This window comes from Variovorax sp. KK3, assembly GCF_001984055.1.
Classification (GTDB): Bacteria; Pseudomonadota; Gammaproteobacteria; order Burkholderiales; family Burkholderiaceae_C; genus Variovorax.
Genome location: NZ_LYVO01000064.1, coordinates 1 through 19,110, shown reverse-complemented (window position 1 = coordinate 19,110; position 19,110 = coordinate 1). Strand labels below are relative to the sequence as shown.

The 19,110-nt window shown below is 69.0% G+C and carries 18 protein-coding genes and 1 pseudogene; 4 read left to right on the top strand and 15 right to left on the bottom strand.

From position 1 onward, the window contains the following. Positions 1-31: 31 nt before the first annotated feature. The 14 genes and pseudogenes from B0W80_RS25010 to B0W80_RS24945 form a co-directional block, all read right to left on the bottom strand. Entirely contained in the window at positions 32-1,492 is a 1,461-nt protein-coding gene (locus tag B0W80_RS25010; protein WP_083745622.1) for an SRPBCC family protein, read from the bottom strand. Positions 1,493-1,535: 43 nt separating this feature from the next. Beyond that, a complete protein-coding gene (locus tag B0W80_RS25000; protein ID WP_077001862.1) occupies positions 1,536-1,976 on the bottom strand; it encodes an SRPBCC family protein in 441 nt (146 codons plus the stop codon). 3 nt (positions 1,977-1,979) lie between these two features. Further along, complete coding sequence (locus B0W80_RS24995) at positions 1,980-3,689, bottom strand: flotillin family protein (RefSeq protein WP_083745621.1); 1,710 nt, start codon at positions 3,687-3,689, stop codon at positions 1,980-1,982. A 35-nt stretch (positions 3,690-3,724) separates the two neighbouring features. After that, entirely contained in the window at positions 3,725-4,555 is an 831-nt protein-coding gene (locus tag B0W80_RS24990; protein ID WP_077001861.1) for a phosphoenolpyruvate hydrolase family protein, read from the bottom strand. A 13-nt stretch (positions 4,556-4,568) separates the two neighbouring features. Beyond that, positions 4,569-5,786 (bottom strand): Tm-1-like ATP-binding domain-containing protein, encoded by a 1,218-nt coding sequence (locus tag B0W80_RS36020; RefSeq protein ID WP_218668949.1) that lies wholly within the window; start codon positions 5,784-5,786, stop codon positions 4,569-4,571. 579 nt (positions 5,787-6,365) lie between these two features. Continuing rightward, positions 6,366-6,884: pseudogene (locus B0W80_RS36015) on the bottom strand (ABC transporter ATP-binding protein); the annotation flags it as partial. Continuing rightward, positions 6,884-7,705, bottom strand: coding sequence for an ABC transporter ATP-binding protein (locus B0W80_RS24980; RefSeq protein WP_218668948.1), 822 nt, complete (start codon positions 7,703-7,705; stop codon positions 6,884-6,886). The pseudogene B0W80_RS36015 and the gene B0W80_RS24980, both read right to left, overlap by 1 nt. A 139-nt stretch (positions 7,706-7,844) precedes the next feature. Next, positions 7,845-9,098, bottom strand: coding sequence for an ABC transporter substrate-binding protein (locus B0W80_RS24975; RefSeq protein ID WP_218668947.1), 1,254 nt, complete (start codon positions 9,096-9,098; stop codon positions 7,845-7,847). Then, a complete protein-coding gene (locus tag B0W80_RS24970; protein WP_083745619.1) occupies positions 9,095-10,231 on the bottom strand; it encodes a branched-chain amino acid ABC transporter permease in 1,137 nt (378 codons plus the stop codon). The genes B0W80_RS24975 and B0W80_RS24970 overlap by 4 nt, the downstream gene beginning before the upstream one ends. Continuing rightward, a complete protein-coding gene (locus B0W80_RS24965) occupies positions 10,228-11,169 on the bottom strand; it encodes a branched-chain amino acid ABC transporter permease (RefSeq protein WP_083745618.1) in 942 nt (313 codons plus the stop codon). Before B0W80_RS24965 ends, B0W80_RS24970 begins: the two co-directional genes overlap by 4 nt. After that, entirely contained in the window at positions 11,166-12,449 is a 1,284-nt protein-coding gene (locus B0W80_RS24960; RefSeq protein ID WP_077001858.1) for an amidohydrolase family protein, read from the bottom strand. Before B0W80_RS24960 ends, B0W80_RS24965 begins: the two co-directional genes overlap by 4 nt. A 17-nt stretch (positions 12,450-12,466) precedes the next feature. Beyond that, positions 12,467-13,756, bottom strand: coding sequence for an amidohydrolase family protein (locus B0W80_RS24955; RefSeq protein ID WP_077001857.1), 1,290 nt, complete (start codon positions 13,754-13,756; stop codon positions 12,467-12,469). Positions 13,757-13,759: 3 nt separating this feature from the next. Beyond that, positions 13,760-14,557 carry an alpha/beta fold hydrolase gene (locus tag B0W80_RS24950; RefSeq protein WP_077001856.1) on the bottom strand — a complete coding sequence of 266 codons (798 nt, stop codon included), beginning with the start codon at positions 14,555-14,557 and terminating at the stop codon, positions 13,760-13,762. Positions 14,558-14,565: 8 nt separating this feature from the next. After that, positions 14,566-15,432 (bottom strand): fumarylacetoacetate hydrolase family protein, encoded by an 867-nt coding sequence (locus B0W80_RS24945; protein WP_077001855.1) that lies wholly within the window; start codon positions 15,430-15,432, stop codon positions 14,566-14,568. 186 nt (positions 15,433-15,618) lie between these two features. Here B0W80_RS24945 and B0W80_RS24940 point away from each other — a divergent pair, with 186 nt between their 5' ends. The 4 genes from B0W80_RS24940 to B0W80_RS24925 are packed head-to-tail and all read left to right on the top strand — an operon-like array spanning position 15,619 to position 17,913. Then, positions 15,619-16,329 (top strand): TetR/AcrR family transcriptional regulator, encoded by a 711-nt coding sequence (locus tag B0W80_RS24940; RefSeq protein ID WP_077001854.1) that lies wholly within the window; start codon positions 15,619-15,621, stop codon positions 16,327-16,329. A gap of 56 nt (positions 16,330-16,385) precedes the next feature. Then, positions 16,386-17,249 (top strand): alpha/beta hydrolase, encoded by an 864-nt coding sequence (locus tag B0W80_RS24935; protein ID WP_077001853.1) that lies wholly within the window; start codon positions 16,386-16,388, stop codon positions 17,247-17,249. 51 nt (positions 17,250-17,300) lie between these two features. Continuing rightward, complete coding sequence (locus tag B0W80_RS24930; RefSeq protein WP_077001879.1) at positions 17,301-17,624, top strand: CopG family ribbon-helix-helix protein; 324 nt, start codon at positions 17,301-17,303, stop codon at positions 17,622-17,624. Beyond that, positions 17,611-17,913, top strand: a complete 303-nt coding sequence (locus tag B0W80_RS24925) for a type II toxin-antitoxin system RelE/ParE family toxin (protein ID WP_077001852.1) — start codon at positions 17,611-17,613, stop codon at positions 17,911-17,913. The genes B0W80_RS24930 and B0W80_RS24925 overlap by 14 nt, the downstream gene beginning before the upstream one ends. A 59-nt stretch (positions 17,914-17,972) precedes the next feature. Here B0W80_RS24925 and B0W80_RS24920 read toward each other — a convergent pair. After that, on the bottom strand, positions 17,973-19,110 hold a 1,138-nt coding region (locus B0W80_RS24920), incomplete at its 5' end, for a tripartite tricarboxylate transporter permease (protein WP_077001851.1).

The window sequence follows — 19,110 nt, the reverse complement described above, 5'->3', positions numbered from 1 at the left end:
CGTGAACTCATGGCTTCAGCGCCTCGGCGCCTCAGGGCCGCAACACCAATGCGCCGAGCGTGGCGCGCGATTCGAGGCGCGCATGGGCCTGCGCCGCCGATTCGAGCGAGTGGCGTTCGATGGGCGGCAGTTCGATGCTGCCGTCGGCCAGCGCGTCCCACACACGCTGCGCGCGCTCGGCGAGCTGCGCGGGCGTGGCGACGTAGTCGAACACTACCGGCCGCGAAAAGCTCAGTGATTTGGCGACCAGCGCATCGGGCGCCAGCGATGCGAGCGGCCCGCTGGCCTGGCCCAGGCTGATCCAGTGGCCGCGCCGCGCCAGCGAGGCCAGGTTCTCGTCGCGCGCCGCATCGCCGAGGCCGTCGACCAGCAGGTCCACGCCGCCGCAGATGCGTTGCACCGCGTCGGCGAAGCGGTAGTCGCGCGTCACGATGACGTGCTCGCAGCCGTGATCGCGCGCGACGCGGGCTTTCTCTTCGGTCGACACCGTGCCCAACACCATGGCGCCCATCCGGCGAGCCCACGCGCACAGCAGCAAGCCCACGCCGCCGGCCGCCGCATGCACCAGCAGCCGCGTGCCGCGCCGCACCTGGCCCAGGTCGCGCAGCAGGTAGTCGGCCGTGATGCCCTTGAGCATCAGCGCAGCGGCCGTGTCGTCCTCGATCGCCGCCGGCAGGCGCACCACCCAGTCGGCCGGCACGCAGCGCACGCCGCAGTAGGCACCCGGCATCGGCCCGATGTAGGCGACGCGATCGCCCGGCAAGAGCCCGGCCACCTGCGGCCCCAGGTCGATCACGCTGCCGGCGGCTTCCATGCCGGGCACCAGCGGCAGCGGCGCCGGAATCCAGCCGCGCCGCAGATAGATGTCGATGAAGTTCACGCCGACCGCGCGCTGCCGGATGCGCACTTCGCCGTCGCGCGGCGCGGGCGCCTCGGCATCCTCGACGCGCAGTGCCTCCGGGCCGCCATGTCGGTCGACTACCACGCGCCGAGTTCGCAGGGGCACCGCCACCGGCATCGGCTCGGTCTGCCCCGGCGCACGCAGGTCGCCGCCTTGCTGCAAGTGCCGCCGCAGATTCTCGAAGCCGGCTTCGTACACGTCGCGTGCCACCATCTCGCGCAACTCGCGTTCCTGCCCGGGCGGCGTGGCGAAGGTCGACTCCCAGTGCCAGAAGGTGCGGTTGCCGTCCGTCACGGCCTTCAGCGTGACCGTGGCCACGTAGCGTTGCAGCGGCACCGTGGCGTCGACGATGCAGTAGGTGCTGCGGTGGTCGGTGTCCGACAGGGTCAGCAATTGCTCGCGGATGCGGTTGCCGTCGCGCAGCGTGAAACTGCGCACGCAGCCGACCTGGTCGCTGCGCTCGCCGCCTTCGATGCGGCTGGTCTCCACCACCGCATGCCATTGGTCGTGGCTGTTGAAGTCGCGCAGCACCGCCCACACGCGCTCGATCGGCGCGTCGATGATGGTCGAGCGCACGACTTTCTGGAGCATCAGCCCGCGCTCCCGGCGTCACGATGCGATGGGCGTGCGGACATCAGCGGCTTCCGAAGTGCCGCTTCAGCGCATCGAAGCCACCTTGGAACACGCCTTGGCCGATGCTCTCGGCCAGCTCGCCCTCGCGTCCCTCAGCGCATTCGAAATCGGCGCTCCATTCGGCGAAGCAGCGTACGCCGTCCGTCACCGGCGTCAATTTGAGCGTGGCCACATAGTTCGCCACGCCCATCGGGCTTTCGAGGATCTCGTAGGTGCAGCTGTATTCGTAGTCCGACAGCGCCAGCAGCTTCTCGCGGATCGTGCCGCCGTCGCGGGTGTGAAACTGGCGGATGCAGCCCACGCGGTCGGCCGGCTGCCCGTTCTCGATGCGGCTGTCGGCGATGGCCGGATGCCATTGCGGCAGGCCGTTGAAGTCGCGGATGCGCGACCACACGCTGTCCGCGCCGGCGTCGATGACGCTGGAGACGTAGACCTGCACCATGCGCTAGTCCTTCTTCTTTGCACCGGCGCCGACGCCGACACTGGACGGCAGCGCCGCATGCGCACCGCTGGCGTCGCCCACGAGGCGCTGGATGTCGCCGCCCTCGATGCCGATCTCGCGCAGCAGCTGGTCCACCAGCGGCGCCTGCGCGCGAAAGCGCAGCGCCGAATTGACCAGGCCGTCGGCGAAGCCACCGTGGGCCTCGCCGTTGCTCATGCCTCCACCGCCACCGCCCAGGCCGTCGACGTGCAGGATCTTGATGCCCTCGATGCGCTCCATCGGCCGCACCGACTCGCGGATGATGGCCTCGGCCTTCTCCACCAGTTTCATGCGCAGCGCCGACATGCGGGCCTCGGGCGACAGCATGTTGTGCGCCTCGTTCATCATGCGCTGCGCCTCGGCTTCCATCTCGGCCCGCACGCGCATCGCCATCGAGCGGATCTTCTCGGCGTCGGCATCCGCCTCGGCCTGGGCGCGCAGGGCGGCACCGCGATCGGCGCTGGCGTCCTTCTCGGCCTGCGCCGCGGAGGTCAGGCGCAGGGCATCGCGCTCGGCCACCTGGGCCGCGCCGATCAGCTCGATCGCCTTCTTGCGCTCGGCCATCTCGACCTCGCGCGCGGTGAACACCTTCTCTTCGGCCGACACCGCCTCGGCCCGTGCGTTCTCGGCCGCGGCCTGGGCCTCGCTCTGGGCCTTGCTCTCGCGCGCCACGGCGATGGCACGCTGCTGCTCGGCCAGCTCCAGCTGCAGCCGGCGCTCGATCTCGGCGCCCTGGATCACGCGCTCCTTCGTGATGCGCTCTTCCTCGATGGTCTGCTCGGCGCGGATGCGGGCCGCGTCGATGCTCTGCTTGGCCGCGATCTGTGCGCCCTCGGCATCCTGCTCGCGCTGCGCGCGCTCGGTCGCCAGCTCGGCGCGCTGGCGGGCCCGCGCCACTTCCACCTCGCGCTGCTGCGCCAGGCGCGCATGCTCGCTTTCGCGGTCGATGTCGAGCGAGAGCTTCTCGGCCTCCAGGTTCTTGTTGCGAATGGCGATCAGCGTGTCCTGCTCGACGTCGTTGCGCTGCTTCTTGCGGCGTTCGATCTGTTCGGTGAGCCGCGTCAAACCCTCGGCGTCGAAGGCATTGCTGGGGTTGAAGTACTCCATGCCGGTCTGGTCCAGCTGGGTCAGCGAGGCGGCTTCGAGCTCCAGGCCGTTCTGGGTCAGGTCCTCGGCCACCGATTCGCGCACCCGGCGCACGTAGGCGCCGCGCTTCTCGTGCAGCTCCTCCATGGTCATCTCGGCGGCCGCGGTGCGCAGTGCGTCGATGAACTTGCCTTCCACCAGCTCCTTGAGCTGGTCGGGCTCCATGGTGCGCAGGCCCAGCGTCTGGGCGGCGGCGGCCACGGCCTCGGGCCGGGTCGCCACGCGCACGTAGAACTCGGCGATCACGTCGACCCGCATGCGGTCCTTGGTGATCAGTGCCTTGTCGCGGCCGCGGCTCACTTCGAGCCGAAGCGTGTTCATGTTGACCGGGATCACGTCGTGCACGATGGGCAGCACGAAGGCGCCGCCATCGAGCACCACCTTCTGCCCGCCCAGGCCGGTGCGCACGAAGGCCCGCTCTTTCGAGCTGCGCAGGTACAGCCAGTGCAGCAGCCAGACCGCGAGCGCGACGACGATCGCGACCACGATCAGCCCCAGGATGAAATTGCCGAATTGAGCGCCTGACATGGGTCTCGTCTCCTGTTGTCTCGTAGCTGATCGAACTATCTCGTGATGCCGACGAAGCGGCGCGTGGTGTCGGTCAGTGCCACTTCGGTGGGCAGCCGCTCCATCGAGCTGGCGCCGTAGAAGCCGTGGCACGACGGGCAGCGGGACAACACCCAATGCGCGTCTTCCGGTGTGGCGATGGGGCCGCCGTGGCACAGCACGATGGCGCCGGGGTTGACCGCGTTCGCGGCCGCGGCCCAGGCGTTGATGCGGCTCACGCAGTCTTCCAGCGTGAGCGCGGTCTCCGCGCCGATGGCGCCGCCGGTGGTCAGGCCCAGGTGGCAGACCACGATGTCCGCGCCGGCCGCGGCCATGGCGCGCGCGTCGGCTTCGCAGAAGACGTACGGCGTGGTCAGCAGGTCGAAGGCACGGGCGCGCGCGATCAGGTCCACCTCGAGCCCGTAGCCCATGCCGGTCTCTTCGAGGTTGGCGCGGAAGGTGCCGTCGATCAGCCCGACCGTGGGAAAGTTCTGCACGCCCGAAAAGCCCAGCGACACCAGGCGGCCCAGGAACTCGTCGGGGATCATGAAGGGATCGGTGCCGTTCACCCCGGCCAGCACCGGCGTGTGCTTGACCACCGGCAGCACCTCGCGCGCCATCTCGCAGACGATCTCGTTGGCATTGCCGTAGGCCAGCAGCCCCGCCAGCGAGCCGCGCCCGGCCATGCGGTAGCGGCCCGAGTTGTAGATGACGATCAGGTCGATGCCGCCGGCCTCTTCGCATTTGGCCGACAGCCCCGTGCCCGCGCCGCCCCCGATGATCGGCCGGCCTGCGGCGATCTTGGCGCGGAAGCGTTCGAGCAAGGTGCTGCGTGGAATGCGTGCCATCGTGTCTCCCTCTTCAAGCGCGCCGCACGTTGGGTGCGGGGCTGGCGATCTCACGCCAGGCCGCAACCAGGGCCTCGGCGAAGGCCTCGTCGTTGATGTGCAGAGGCAGCCGCTGCAGGCGCCGTCCGGCACCGGGCCGGAAGTTCTGCTCGATCGCCTCGAACAGCGCGCGGTCTGCCTCCGGGTCGTGAAAAGGCTGGCTGGGGCGGTCGATGGCGGAGACGCCGCCTTCGGGAATCAAGAAGCGCATCGGCCCGCGCATGGCGTTGAGCTTGCCGGCGATGAATGCGCCGATGGCGCGGCATTCGTCGGGCGTGGTGCGCATCAACGTCACCGTCGGGTTGTGGCGGTAGAGGCGGCGTGCGCGAAAGCGCTCCGGCACCGTCTCCCATGCGCCGAAGTTGACCATGTCGAGTGCGCCGCACGATCCGACGTAGGGCAGGGCGTGCTGCGCGAAGACGTCGAGCCGCCCCGGCCCGGCCGAGAGCACGCCGCCGGCGATCTCGTCGGCGATCTCGGTGGTCGACACGTCGATCGCGCCGGCCAGGAGGCCCGAGTCGGCCAGCTTCTCCATCGACTGGCCGCCCACGCCCGTGGCGTGGAAGACCAGGCAGTCGTAGTCTTCCTCGAGCCGCTTGGTCACGGCCTGCACGCAGGGCGTGGTCACGCCGAACATCGTCAGGCCCAGCGCGGGCTTGCGCACTTCGGACGTGGCCGGCGGGTGCGCGATCATGCCGGCCAGCGCATTCGCCGCGTTCGCCAGCACCTGCTCGCTGATGCGGTGGATGCCCTGCACGTCGGTGACCGAATACATCATGCAGATGTCGCTCGGCCCCACGTAGGGCCGCGTGTCGCCGCTGGCCATGGTCGAGACCATCACCTTGGGCATGCCGATCGGCAATGCGCGCATGCCCTGCGTCGCCATCGAGGTGCCGCCAGAGCCACCGGCCGAGATCAGGCCGCCCAGGTCGCGGCGCGTGCGCAGGAAGGACTCGAAAGCCTGTGCCATGGCGGTGGTGGCGCTGCCGCGGTCGTTGCTGAACACGGCCGATTCGCCTTGCGGATGGTGGCGTGCCACCTCCCGCGGGTGGACGCTGGCCGGCGAGGTCTTGCCCGAGGTGGACAGGTCCACCGTCACCACGCGCAGGCCCAGGCGCTCCAGGCATTGGCGCAGGAAGAAGAGCTCACGCCCCTTGGTGTCGAAGGTGCCGGCAACATAGGCCGCGCGCATGCCGCCCGTGGCGACGGGAAAGTCGAAGAGTTGCGCGGCGGGCCGCTCCGTCAGCGTGGGTTGTGTCGTGCGTGCCGGTTGCGCGGTAGTGCTTCCTCTCCCGCCTGCGGGAGAGGGTTGGGGTGAGGGCTGCGGCGCAGCAGCCGCCCGCGGAATGTCGTTCACCGGCGCCGCCACCACGCCCGCATTCCACCGATTGAACCCGCGCACGGTCCCCGGTGCCGGCCCATCCAGCGAAGGCGCCCCCTCCGCGTGCGCACGCCGAACGGTGAAGACCTGCGCCGGCCCGCCCGCATCGCCCGCATCCAGTGCGATCGGCGCCACCGCTTCGTCATGCCCGTTCGACCGCACCCCCAGCAGCCGCTCCTGCAGCGCCAGGTCGCCGGCCAACTGCGCCGTCGGCATCTCCTGCGCGATCCGCCCATTGACCATCACGCCGATGCGATCGCTCACCGAGATCGCCACGCCGAGGTTTTGCTCGATCAGCAGCACCGCGATGCGCCCTTCGGCCGCCAGCGTGCGCAGCGATTGCGCGACCTGCTCGACGATCACCGGTGCCAGGCCTTCGGTGGGCTCGTCCATCACCAGCAGGCGCGGGTCCAGCAGCAGCGCGCGGCCGATGGCCAGCATCTGCTGCTCGCCGCCCGAGAGCTGCGCGCCGCCGTGTCCGCGGCGTTCGGCCAGGCGCGGGAACATGGCGTAGACGCGGTCCAGTTCGCGCCGGTGGCTGGCCACCAGGCGCAGCGTCTCGTCGACCGACAGCGAGGGCCAGACCCTGCGGCCCTGCGGCACGTAGGCGATGCCGCGCCGTGTGATCTCGTGTGGCGCCAGGCCCAGGATCTGTTCACCGGCCATCCGGATGCTGCCGCGTGCCGGCACCAGGCCGGTGATGGCGTTGCACAGCGTGGTCTTGCCCATGCCGTTGCGGCCCACGATGCCGAGGACGCCCGCATCGAGCGTGAGGCTCACTCCCTGGAGCGCGTGGGCGCGGCCGTAGTAGACGTCGAGCGATTCGACGGCCAGCACCGGTCCGGCAACGGAGGCCGGCGGTGCCGCGGCGTTGCGCGACGTGTCTCGTGAGGTGCGGCGCCAGGCCATCAGTGCCGGCTCCCCATGTAGATGGCCTGCACCTGCGCGTCGTTCTCGATCTCGCTCGGCGTGCCGGTGCGCAGGGTGCGGCCGTTGTGCATCACGGTGACCTTCTCGGTCACGCGTAGAGCGATGTCCAGGTCGTGCTCGATCAGCACGAAGCTCATGTGCGCCGGCAGCGAGCGCAGCAGCGCCACCAGCTCGCGCCGCTCGGCCGGCGACAGCCCGGCCGCCGGCTCGTCGAAGAGGATGAGGCGCGGCGCACCGGCCAGCGCCATGCCGATTTCCAACTGGCGCTGCTGTCCGTGCGCGAGGTTGGCGACGCGCTCGCCGGCAATGTGCGCGAGCCGCGTGCGCTCCAGCAAGTCCTGCGTGGCCAGCGTCGACGGATGCGTCGCGCCTGCGCGCAGAAAGCCGAAGCGTCCGTTGGCCACGCCGCGCACCGCCAGGAACAGGTTGTCGCGCACCGTCAGTTCGCGGAACAGCAGCGAGGACTGGTAGGTGCGCCGCAAGCCCTTGCGGATGCGGTCGTAGGGCGGCAGTTCGGTGATGTCTTCGCCGAAGAAATGAATGCGTCCCGCTGTGGGCGGGAAGTCGCCCGTGATCGCATTGAACAGCGTGGTCTTGCCCGCGCCGTTCGAGCCGAGGATGGCGTACTTCTCGCCCGCTGCCACCGACAACGACACCCCGTCGACCGCACGCAGCGCACCGAAGGCGCGCGTCACGCCGCTGAGCACCAGTGCATCGCTCGACGCAAGCGGCGCATGCGTTCCGGCCGCCGTCCGCGGAGGTGCGGCGACGCCGGTGCGCAAAGTGCTGACAGAGGCCACTGCAATCTCCTTTCAGGGCCGCGAAGCCGGCCCGTTCGGAAGCACCCGCGGAACCGGCTTTGCCGGGCCGCTGGGTGCGCCCCCGGTGAGGGGGTTGGCGGACCACACGAAGTGGGGGAGCCTGGGGGAGCGCAACATTTCAGGGGCAGGCGGGGACGTCGCGGGAGCCGATCTTGAATTCCTCTTTCTTCATGCCCAGCAACTGGTCGATGTTGTCGACCTTGCTGTGCACCTTGTTGAAGAGGTTGCCCTTGTCGTCCTTCACCACCTCGGTGACGAAGGTGGTGCCGATGGCCTGCCGGTTGCTGTCGAGCTTGACGTCGCCGGTAGGCGTCTTCAATGTCATCTTCTGCAGCGCCTCGCGGTACTTCGCCTGGTTGCCCGACAGGTCGCCCTTGACCGCGTCGAGCCCGTCGAGCGCCGCCTTCATGTTGACGTAGTACACGTAGGCGAACAGGCTCGGGCTCGGAAAGCCGCCGGCCGAGACCGGATAGGTCTTCTGGTAGTCGGCGACGAATGCCTTCCACTCCGCGCCGTCGTAGGCGTCGGCCAGCGGGCCGGCCGACAGCGTGCCCACCAGCGATTCGCGACGCTTGCCCTTGTAGTTCAGCACGTCCTGGCTCACGGTGATGGAGCCGCCCAGCATCGGCTTGTCGCCGCCGGCGTTCTCGTACTGCGTGAGGAAGTTCACCGCGTCGGCGCCGCCCAGCACCACCAGCAATGCATCGACGTCCTTCGGGATCTTGGCGATCACCGACGAATAGTCCTTGCCGCCCAGCGGCACCCAGGCCTTCTCGGGCACCTTGCCGCCGGCCTTGCAGAACTCGGTCATGAAGCCCTGCACCTGCGAGTACGGAAAGGCGTAGTCCTCGGCTATCACCATCACCTTCTTGTAGCCCTTGGCGATGGCGGCCTTGCCCAGTCCCACCATCCACTGCGCGCCTTCGGTGTTGAAGCGGTAGAAGTTGGGGCTCGGGCTGTCGAGCGTGGCGCCCTGCGCGCCCGAGCCGCCGTTGATGAAGGTCACCTGCGGCTGCGTCTTCGAATAGTCCTTGACCGCGATGCCTTCGCCGCCCGAAAGCGGGCCGACCATGATGTCGACCTTGTCCTGTTCCACCAGCTTGCGCGTGGAGTTGACCGCCACGTCGGGCTTGGCGTCCGAACTGGCCTTGATGATCTCGATCTTGCGCCCGGCCACCGTGCCGCCGCGCTGCTTCACCGCCAGCTCGGCACCACGCATGCCGTCCGCGCCGCCGGCCGCGAAGGGCCCTTCGAGCGTGGCGAGCAGGCCGATCTTCACCGGCTGTCCCTGCGCCCATGCGCCGCCTGCCGCTGCCGCCAACGCGGCCGCACCCACCATCGAACGAACCCAGAGTCGCTTGTTCACGTTCACGGTTGTCTCCTTTGGTTGGAAGTCAAGCCTTGCCTCGGACCGAAGCGGGCGCGCAGCGCCGCCCACACGCCGAGCAGGCCGTCGGGGGAAAACAGGACGATGACGAAGAACACGCCACCGATCAGCAGGTTGAAGCGCTCGCGGTCGATCAGGTCGATCGCGAAGGTCTGCAGCAGCACGAAGACGAGCGCGCCGAAGAAGGCGCCGATGGGATGCCGCATGCCGCCGAGCACGGCGACCACGAGGATGTTGATGAGCCACGACGTGCTGACCGAGCCCGGCGTGATGAGGCCGTTGTACCAGACCAGCAGCACGCCGCCGACCGCCGCCAAGAGCCCCGCCAGCGCATAGGCGGCGACCCGGTGCGCCACCACGTGGTAGCCCAGCGCCGCCATGCGCCGCGGGTTGTCGCGGATGCCCTGCAGCGCGATGCCGAATGGCGCGCGCACCACCCACTTCACCACGAAGTAGCCGGCCATCGCACAGGCCAGGCAGAGGAAGTAGAAGGGCACCGGGTCGCGCCAGGCGATGCCGAAGATCTTGGGCGGGTACACCTCGCGCAGGCCCTGGAAGCCGTTGAACACGCTGTAGTTCTGCAGCACCAGGTAGTAGAACGCCACGCCGATCGCCAGCGTGATCATGATGGTGTAGATGCCCTCGGTGCGCACCGACAGCCAGCCGATCAGCGTGGCGCACAGCGTGGCGATGAAGAGCGCGAAGGGCACCGCCACCCACCAGGGCCAGCGCAGTGCGATGTCGGCGCCGTTGCTGGTGCCGAGCACCGCGAGCGCGTAGCCGGCGATGCCCGCCACCGTCATCTGTGCCAGCGAGATCATGCCGCCGTAGCCGGCGAGGAAGGTGAGCGACAGCGCGATCAGGCCGAGCACGAGCGACTGGGCGACGACCTGGAAGGTGATGAAAGGCGTGGAGACGAAAGGGAACACCAGCACGATGACCAGCACGGCGATGTGGCGCAGGTGGATGGCGCGCCGCATCGAGGCAAGCCAGTCGCGGCTGGCCTGTGTCGGGGCCGGCATGGGCAAGGCTGTCGTGGCAACGGTCGACAGCACGCGCGGTGGCGCGCCCGCGGCCGTGCCCGAGCGCATCGCGCGACGCCATTGCGCTGCGCTCATGCCGCCTTCCCCATGATCCCGCGCGGCCGGAACGCCAGCACGAGGATCAGGATCACGAAGGTGAACACCACGCTGTAGGTCGGCGCGTAGGCCAGCCCGTAGGTCTCTGCCAGCCCCAGGATGGCCGAGCCGATCGCGGCGCCCGGCACGCTGCCCATGCCGCCCACGATCACGACGATGAGTGACGCCAGCAGCAGCCGCGTGTCTTCGCCCGGCACCATCGAAAGCTCCACCGCACCGATCACGCCGCCAAACCCGGCCAGGCCGGCGCCGAGCATGAAGGTGATGGCGAACACCATGTTGACGTTCACGCCCGATGCCGAGAGCATGCCGCGGTCGTCCACGCCAGCGCGGATCATCATGCCGACCCGCGTGCGCGTGAGCAGCCACCACAGGCCCAGGCCGATCGCGATGCCGAAGCCGAGCAGCGAGAGGCGATAGGCCGAATAGGCACGGATCAGCGGGATGTCACGGATCGGCCCCTGCAGCCAAGCCGGGGCTTCCATCTGATGCACCTGGCCGGTGAAGATCCACAACAGCACGTCGGCGATGACGATCGACAGCGCGATGGTCACGAGCGTCTGCCGCAGCTCCTCGCCCTGCATGCGTCGCAGCACCAGCAACTGGATCAGCAGCCCGCCGATCGCGGCCGCCGCGAAGCCCGCGGCCAGCGCGAGGATCCACCAGCCCGTCCAGTCCGCGACCACGAAGGCCACGTAGCCGCCGAGCAGGTAGAGCGAGCCGTGCGCCAGGTTGACGTTGCGCATCAGGCCGAAGACCAGCGTGAAGCCGCTGGCGACGATGAAGTAGAGCGAGGCCAGCGTCAGGCCGTTGAGCAGCGTGATCACGTAGAGGCGCGCATTGTCGAAGAGCGCCCAGACGGAGAACACCGCGATCGGCCCGCCCACCACCAGCCACAGCAGCCACTTCAACTTCATGCGGCGCGCTCCCAGCGACGCTGCGAAGCGATCTCCGGCGCCTTGGCGAATTCGCCGTCCTTCATCACGGCGAGGATGCGCTTGGGGTCGCGCAGGATCGCGATGTTGGCGAGCGGGTCGCCGTCGACCAGCAGCAGGTCGGCCAGGTGGCCGTCCTGGATGGTGCCGAGCTCGTGGCCGCGCATCATGATCTGGCCGCCGTAAAGCGTGGTGCTGCGGATGGCTTCCATCGGCGTGAAGCCCAGGTACTTGACGAAGAACTCGAGGTCGCGCGCGTTCTGGCAGTGCGGGGTCATCGCGAAGCCGTAGTCGCCGCCGGGCAGCACGCGCACGCCGCGCCGGTGGATGGCCTTGAGCGATTCGAGCGCGGCGTCCCACTCGATCTGGTAGCCCAGGGCGCAGGCCTTCTCGTAGGTGATGCCGTAGGGCTCGGCCTCGTACAGCATCGCGTAGAGGATGGCGATGCCGGGCGCGACGAACACGCGGTCCTTCGCGGCCTCGAGCATGTCGAGCGTCTCTTCGTCGGTGAAGCTCGCGTGGTAGATCACGTCGATGCCGTGGCGCAGCGCCTGCTTCACCGACGCAGCAGAGCGCGCATGCGCGGTGCCGCGCTTGCCGCGCACGCGCACTTCGCGCATGGCGGCGTCGACTTCCTCGTCGCTCATCCAGGTGGTCTCGGCCGGCGAGTCGGGCGTGAAGTTGTCGCCCGAGAGATTGAGCTTGATCGAGTCGACACCGTACTTGAGGAACATGCGCACGGCCTTGCGCATCTCGTCGGCGGAGTTGACGTTGACGCCGAAGCTGAACTCCGGAAAGGGCAGGTGCGGCAGCGTCTCGTCGCCCAGGCCGCCGGGCACGGTGATCTCCTGGCTGGCCGCGAGGTAGCGCGGGCCCGGGATCTGGCCGGCGTTGATCGCATTGCGGATCACCACGTCGAGCCGCGGCTTGGCGCAGGCCGCGCCCACGCAGGACGTGAAGCCGGCCTCGAGGTATCGCTTGGCCACCTTGGCGCACCACAGCACGTGCTCTTCGAGCGGCATGCGCTGGATCGCGGACAGCGTGGCGGCGTCGTTCCACGAGAAGTGCGTGTGGGCCTCGCACATGCCGGGCATCAGCGTGGCGCCGGCGCCGTCGACCACCATCGCGCCGCCGGGGGCGATGGGCGCCGTGCTGCGGCCGACCTGGCGGATGCGGTTGCCGCGCACGAGCACGCTGCCGGTATAGGGGTTCTGCCCCGTGCCGTCGAGGATGCGGACGTTGGTGAAGACGACATCGCTCATGTGCTTCTCCTCGACTTCTAGGCTGCCCAGCGGGTGGTTTGCGACCGCCGCACCGGCGGCGCACGATGAAACTCGCCGTCTTTCATCACCGCCAAGATGCGCGCCTTGTCCTGCAGCACCGTGATGTCGGCCAGCGGGTCGCCGTCGATCAGCAGCAGGTCGGCCAGGTAGCCTTCGCGCACGTAGCCCAGCACCTTGCCCATGCGCATCATCGGCCCGCCCCAGGCGGTGGCCGAGAGCAGGGCCTCCATGGTGCTCATGCCAACGTATTTGACGAAGTACTCCAGGTCCTTGGCATTGGTGCCGTGCGGCGTCCATGCAAAGCCGTAGTCGCCGCCGGGCAGGATGCGGATGCCGCGCCGGCGCATGGCTTTCATGCTCTCGATCGCCGCTTCGAGCTCGCGGTGGTAGCCCATGCGCCGCGTCACCTCGGGCGTCAGGCCCCATTCGCTCGCGTGGTGGCAGGTGTTGATCAGCCAGGCCAGGCCCGGCGCGACGAAGTGCTCGAACTTGTGCGCTTCGAGCATGTCGAGCGCCTCCTCGTCCGTGAAGCTCGCGTGGTAGATCACCTCGATGCCCTGCTTCACGCACTGCTTGATCGACCAGGTGGAGCGCGCATGCGCGGCCACCCGCTTGCCCCAGGCCTTGGCCTCCTGCACGCAGACGGCGATCTCCTCTTCGGTGAACTGGCTCATCTCGCTGGGCATGCCGGTGATCGACTCGCCCGAGAGATTGATCTTCAGCGAGTCGACGCCGTACTTGGCGAACATGCGCACGCAGCGCCGCATCTCCTCCGCACCGCTGACCACCGCGCCGAAGGCGAACTCGGGCTGCGGCAGGTGCGGCTGGGTGGTGTCGCCCAGGCCGCCGGGCACGGTGATCTCCTGGCTCGCGGCCAGGTAGCGCGGGCCGACGATGGTGCCGTCGGCGATGGCGTTGCGGATCACCACGTCGAGCCGCGGCTTCGCGGTGGCAGCGCCGACGCAGCTGGTCCAGCCCATGTCGAGGTAGCGCTTGGCGACCTCGGCGCACCAGAGGATGTGCTCCTCGGGCGGCATGCGCTGGATGGCGTCGAGGCTCGGCTGGTCGTTCCACGAGAAGTGCGTGTGCGCCTCCACCATGCCGGGCATCAGGAAGGCGCCGGCGCCATCGATCTGCTGTGCGCCCATCACCGGCGCGGAACGGCCGCCGTAGCCGGTCCTGACGACGCGCGAGATGCGGTTGCCCTGCACCAGCACGTCGCCGGTGAAGGGCGCCTCGCCGCCGCCGTCGAACACACGCACATTGGTGAACAGCACGTCGGCCATGGGTCAGCTCCTTGCGTGCGCGGCCAGGAACTCGCGCAGCTCGCGCTGGCAGTCCTCGGGCCGCTCGATCGGCGTCCAGTGCCCGCAGCGCGGCAGCACCACCACCCGTTTGCTCGCGGCGTTGTGCAGCCGGTCGGCCATGGCGCGCACGGCCTGCGGCGGCGCCACGCCGTCTTCGTCGCCGGTGACCAGCAGCACGGGCGCTTCGATGCGGTCCACGCTGGCCGCGGGCGCACCGGCCAGCGCCTCGCAACTGCGCGCGTAGGCCTCGCCGTCCTGGCGCATCAGGCTTTCGCGCACGTAGGCCACGGCCAGCGGCAGGCGCTGGCGCGTGTCGGCCGAAATGGCGGCCTGCAGCAGGCCCTGCACGATCTCCTGCATGCCGGCCGCGCCTTCGCGTGCCTTGGCGGCGCGGGCCTTCATCGCGCTGCGGGCGGCGTCGGGCGGCGCGATCAGCGGCCCGAACAGGGCCACGCTGGCGGTGAGCTTCGGATGATCGGCCGCGATGTGCTGGCAGACGATGGTGCCCATCGAATGGCCGATCCAGTGCGCGCGCTCGACCTTGAGCCGGTCGCACACGCGCAGCAGGGCTTCGACGTAGCGCGCGATCGACAGATCCCCTTCGGCGCGCTGCGAGCGCCCGCTGCCGGGCAGGTCGACCCGGATCACGCGGTGCCGCACCAGCGCAGGCATCAGCGGTGTGAAGGTGTTGCCGCTGCCGCCCAGGCCGTGCACGCAGACGACGGCCGGGCCCTCGCCTTCTTCCTCCACCGCGACGCGGTCGATGGTCTGGAATGCCATGGCGCGGCCTATTCGAAGGCGTTCTCGATGACGCCGATGCCGTCGATCTCGATGCGCACCACGTCGCCCGCGCCCAGCCATTGCGGCGGATCGAGGCCCATGCCCACGCCGGCCGGCGTGCCGGTGGCGATCACGTCGCCGGGAAACAGCGTAATGCCGCGCGAGCAGGTCTCGATCAGCGTGGGGATGTCGAAGATCATGTCCTTGGTCTGGCCGTCCTGCCGCAGTGCGCCGTTGACCCAGCCGCGCACGCGGGTGGCGCGGCCGTCCATCTCGTCGGCCGTCACGATCCACGGGCCCATGGGGCAGAAGCCGTCGAAGCTCTTGCCCAGGTCCCACTGCTGGTGGCGCATCTGCACGTCGCGCGCCGTCACGTCGTTGACGATGGTGTAGCCGAACACGTGGTCCATGGCGTGCGAGCGCGGGATGTCGCGGCCGCCGCGGCCGATCACCACCGCGAGTTCGGACTCGTAGTCGATTTGCACCGTGGTCTTCGGGTTGGGCAGCCGCACCGGGTCACGCGGCCCGATCACGCATTCGCCCAGCTTGCCGAAGACGATCGGCCAGGGGTCGCTTTCCGGCATGGAGGCGCGGAACACGGTGCCGGCCAGCTCGTTGGCATGCGCGCGGTAGTTGCGGCCGACGCAGAAGAGGCTGCGCAGCGGGCGCGGCAGCGGCGCGCGCAGGTCCAGCACTTCGACAGGAAGCCGCGCGCCGGAGGGGGAGGGAAGGGGCTCGCCCTGCGCGAGGGCTCGAATGAGCGGCAGCACGCCCGCCGATGCATCGCGACACGCGAGCGGCGTGGCCTCGCGCCCGTCGGCCGAGATCGTGCCCACGTGTTCGCGTCCGCCCCAACTCCAGCTGGCCAAGCGCATCGCATTTGTCTCCGTCTTGTCCCGCGGTCATGTGCCGGTTTCACGAATTGGGGGCCGGCCGCCGCGAGATCAGGGAACTGTCATCGTCTTTGAGACTTGCGTCTCAAATCGGGATCGGTGCATCATACGTGCCGACCTCGGACAACCACAAGCAGAGTCAGGTCCTCTCGAACCCGTAGAAACCCCATGGCGCGACTGAAGCACAAGCTGAGCGAACCGCCCGTGCCGCCCGAGCGCGGCGTCAGGGCGGCCACTTTCAATCTGCTGCTCGACACCGCGATGGACATCATCCGGCAGAGCGGCCACATCCCCTCGGTGGCCGAGGCGGCGGCGCGCTCCAAGGTGTCGCGCGCCACGGCCTACCGCTACTTTCCGAGCCGCAGCGCGCTGGTCACGGCGGTGATCGACAGCTCGCTCGGCCCCGTGCGCCGGCTCGCGTCGGACAACCCCAACGGCCGCGAGCGGGTGCACGAACTCTTCGTGCAGACCTTCCCGCGCTTCAAGGAATTCGAGGCGCAGCTGCGCGCGGCCGCGCAACTGTCGCTGGAGCAGTGGGCCTTGGAGCGTGCGGGCCTGCTCGAAGAAGAACCCTACCGCCGCGGCCACCGCGTGCGCATCCTCGAACACGCGATCGAGCCGCTCGGCCCGCAGCTGAGCCCCGCGGTGCGCAAGCGGCTGCACCATGCCCTGTCGGTGGTCTACGGCATCGAGCCCTACGTGATCCTCAAGGACATCTGGGGCCTGGGCGACCGCGAGGTGGAGCGCACCGCGCTGTGGATGGCCGACGCGCTGATCGACGCGGCCCTGCGCGAGTCGGAGCAGAAGCCCGCCGCGCGCGGCCGCCCCAAGCCGAACGGCGTGCGGGTGCCGGCGCCGGTGGCGGCCAAGCGCCGCTGATCGGGTCGAAGTTCCGCCGAAGTTTCGCCGAAGTGTTGCCAAAGTTGAGCCCAGGAATGACCGAAGAAGACATGCAGAACTCCCCCGCCTGGTACGACGCGCAGTACAACAACCGCGCGCGCGTGCCGGAACATCCTGCGATCCTGGCGCACTGGGCCGAGTCTTCGGCGCGCGCCTACGAGCGCCCCGGCTGGGCGCTCGACCTGCCCTACGGAAGTGGCGCCGCCGAACGGCTCGACCTGTTGCCTGCCGCGCGGAAAGACGCGCCGGTGCTGGTCTACATCCACGGCGGCTACTGGCGCGCACTGAGCAAGCGCGACCAGGGCTTCATCGCGCCGCCTTTTGCGGATGCAGGGGCAATGGTCGTCCTGCTCGACTACGACCTGTGCCCGGCCGTGACCGTCGAACACATCGCGCTGCAGATGGTGAAGGCGCTGACGTGGGTGCACGCCAATGCCGCCGCGCACGGCGGCGACCCGGGGCATATCGTGGTCGCGGGCCATTCGGCCGGCGGACACCTGGCGACGATGCTGCTGGCCTGCGACTGGCCGGCCTTCGCGCCCGGACTGCCGCCGGACCTGGTGAAGGCCGCGTTGTCCATCTCGGGCCTGCACGACCTGGAGCCACTGCGCCACGCGCCTTTCCTGTCGGCCGACATCAACCTGAGCGCCGAATCCGCCCTGCGCCTGAGCCCCGCGGCGATGCGGGCCCCGGCACACGGCGCCCTGGCGACGGTGGTGGGCGGCGACGAGAGCGAAGAGTTCCACCGCCAGGCCGACCTGATCGCCCAGGCCTGGGCACCCCGCATGGTCGCCGACGAGCGCGTGCCGGGGCGCAACCACATGGACGTGCTGCACGAGCTGGTCGATACGCAGTCGAGGACGCATGCGCTGGCGTTGGAACTGCTGGGGCTGCGCTGAGAAAGCGCGTAGCACAACAGTGCTACAGTGGCGGCTTTTCGGGAGTTCGTCATGTCGACCACCACCATTCGCCTGGATGAGGATCTGAGGGTGCGCGTTGCGCACGCCGCTGAAATCACCGGAAAGAGCCCTCACGCCTTCATCGTCGAGGCCGTCGTCCGCCTGCTGGAGCAGGCGGAGGCCGAAGAAGAATTGCATCAGGTTGCGCAGAAGCGTTGGGCCAACCTGCTGGAAACGGGCAAGTCCGTCGCCTGGTCCGATCTCAAGGAATACGTCGGCGCACGAGCAGCCGGACGGGAGGCCGCAAGGCCCCGGGCGCGCAATCCTGGCGCACAGCGAGCCGAAACGCGCAAGAGTTCACGTGCCGCGGATTGAGGTTGCGGCGGAGGTCACTGCCGACTTCGAGCGAATCATCGATCACCTGAATTCGCATGGGGTCGACGACGTTCCGGGGCGTATCGCCGACATCGTCCGCGCGCTGGACATCCTCGAGTTGAACCCTTTCATGGGTCGTCCCGTCGAAGCGGGCAAGCGTGAGCTGCTTATCGGCAGGGAATCGCGGGCGTACGTGGCGCTCTATCGCTTCGTCCCCGACATCGACACGGTCTTCGTGCTCGCGCTGAGAAGCCAGCGGGAATCGGGCTTCAAGCGGCCGACGCCGTAGGCGAGACAGCCAGCAAAAAGCCGCCCGAAGGCGGCCTTTCGCTTGGTGGTGGGGAGAACTCAGTCCTCCACGAAAGCCTCTTCGCGCTTCGCCTTGATCGACGGCAGCAGCACGATGCCCAGCAGCAGCAGCGCCGCCACGAGCAGGCCGGCCGACAGCGGCCGCGTGACGAACACGCTCCACGATCCGCGCGACAGCAGCAGCGCGCGCCGCAGGTTCTCTTCCATCATCGGGCCCAGGATGAAGCCCAGCAACAGCGGTGCCGGCTCGGCGCGCAGCTTGATGAAGACATAGCCGATGAAGCCGAAGATCGCGACCATCCAGATGTCGAAGGTGTTGTTGTTGGTCGAGTACACGCCGATCGCGCAGAACAGCACGATGGCCGGGAACAGGAACTTGTAAGGCACCGTCAGCAGCTTGATCCACATGCCGATCAGCGGCAGGTTCAGGATGATCAGCATCGCGTTGCCGATCCACATCGAGGCGATCAGGCCCCAGAACAGCTCGGGGTTGCTGGTCATGACCTGCGGGCCGGGCTGGATGTTGTGGATGGTCATGGCACCGACCATCAGCGCCATCACGGCATTGGGCGGAATGCCCAGCGTCAGCAGCGGGATGAAGGACGTTTGCGCGCCGGCGTTGTTGGCCGACTCGGGCGATGCCACGCCGCGGATGTTGCCCTTGCCGAAGGCGATTTCGCCGGGGCGCATCTTGATCTTCTTCTCGAGCGCATAGGCCGCGAAGGCCGCGAGCAGCGCACCGCCGCCGGGCAGGATGCCCAGGGCCGAACCCAGCGTGGTACCGCGCAGCACGGCGGGCGCCATGTTCTTGAAGTCTTCCTTGGTGGGCCAGAGGCCCTTGACCTTGTTGGTGAAGACCTCGCGCTCGTCGTCGGGGTGCGACAGGTTGCCGATGATTTCGCCGTAGCCGAACACGCCCATGGCGATCACCACGAAGCCGATGCCGTCGGTGAGTTCGGGGATGTCGAAGCTGAAGCGGGCGACGCCCGAGTTGACGTCGGTGCCAACGATGCCGAGCAGCAGGCCCAGCACGATCATCGCGACCGCCTTGAGCAGCGAGCCCGAGGCCAGCACCACGGCGCCGATCAGGCCCAGGATCATCAGCGAGAAGTATTCGGCCGGGCCGAACTTGAAGGCCAGTTCGGTCAGCGGCGGCGCGAAGGCGGCCAGGATCAGC

What these genes read in the sequence shown, in the direction of transcription:
- B0W80_RS25010 (WP_083745622.1), bottom strand. Translation starts at nt 1,492, where the DNA reads ATGCTCCAGAAAGTCGTGCGCTCGACCATCATCGACGCGCCGATCGAG.
- B0W80_RS25000 (WP_077001862.1), bottom strand. Translation starts at nt 1,976, where the DNA reads ATGGTGCAGGTCTACGTCTCCAGCGTCATCGACGCCGGCGCGGACAGC.
- B0W80_RS24995 (WP_083745621.1), bottom strand. Translation starts at nt 3,689, where the DNA reads ATGTCAGGCGCTCAATTCGGCAATTTCATCCTGGGGCTGATCGTGGTC.
- B0W80_RS24990 (WP_077001861.1), bottom strand. Translation starts at nt 4,555, where the DNA reads ATGGCACGCATTCCACGCAGCACCTTGCTCGAACGCTTCCGCGCCAAG.
- B0W80_RS36020 (WP_218668949.1), bottom strand. Translation starts at nt 5,786, where the DNA reads ATGCGCGCGGCCTATGTTGCCGGCACCTTCGACACCAAGGGGCGTGAG.
- B0W80_RS24970 (WP_083745619.1), bottom strand. Translation starts at nt 10,231, where the DNA reads ATGAGCGCAGCGCAATGGCGTCGCGCGATGCGCTCGGGCACGGCCGCG.
- B0W80_RS24965 (WP_083745618.1), bottom strand. Translation starts at nt 11,169, where the DNA reads ATGAAGTTGAAGTGGCTGCTGTGGCTGGTGGTGGGCGGGCCGATCGCG.
- B0W80_RS24960 (WP_077001858.1), bottom strand. Translation starts at nt 12,449, where the DNA reads ATGAGCGATGTCGTCTTCACCAACGTCCGCATCCTCGACGGCACGGGG.
- B0W80_RS24955 (WP_077001857.1), bottom strand. Translation starts at nt 13,756, where the DNA reads ATGGCCGACGTGCTGTTCACCAATGTGCGTGTGTTCGACGGCGGCGGC.
- B0W80_RS24950 (WP_077001856.1), bottom strand. Translation starts at nt 14,557, where the DNA reads ATGGCATTCCAGACCATCGACCGCGTCGCGGTGGAGGAAGAAGGCGAG.
- B0W80_RS24945 (WP_077001855.1), bottom strand. Translation starts at nt 15,432, where the DNA reads ATGCGCTTGGCCAGCTGGAGTTGGGGCGGACGCGAACACGTGGGCACG.
- B0W80_RS24940 (WP_077001854.1), top strand. Translation starts at nt 15,619, where the DNA reads ATGGCGCGACTGAAGCACAAGCTGAGCGAACCGCCCGTGCCGCCCGAG.
- B0W80_RS24935 (WP_077001853.1), top strand. Translation starts at nt 16,386, where the DNA reads ATGACCGAAGAAGACATGCAGAACTCCCCCGCCTGGTACGACGCGCAG.
- B0W80_RS24930 (WP_077001879.1), top strand. Translation starts at nt 17,301, where the DNA reads ATGTCGACCACCACCATTCGCCTGGATGAGGATCTGAGGGTGCGCGTT.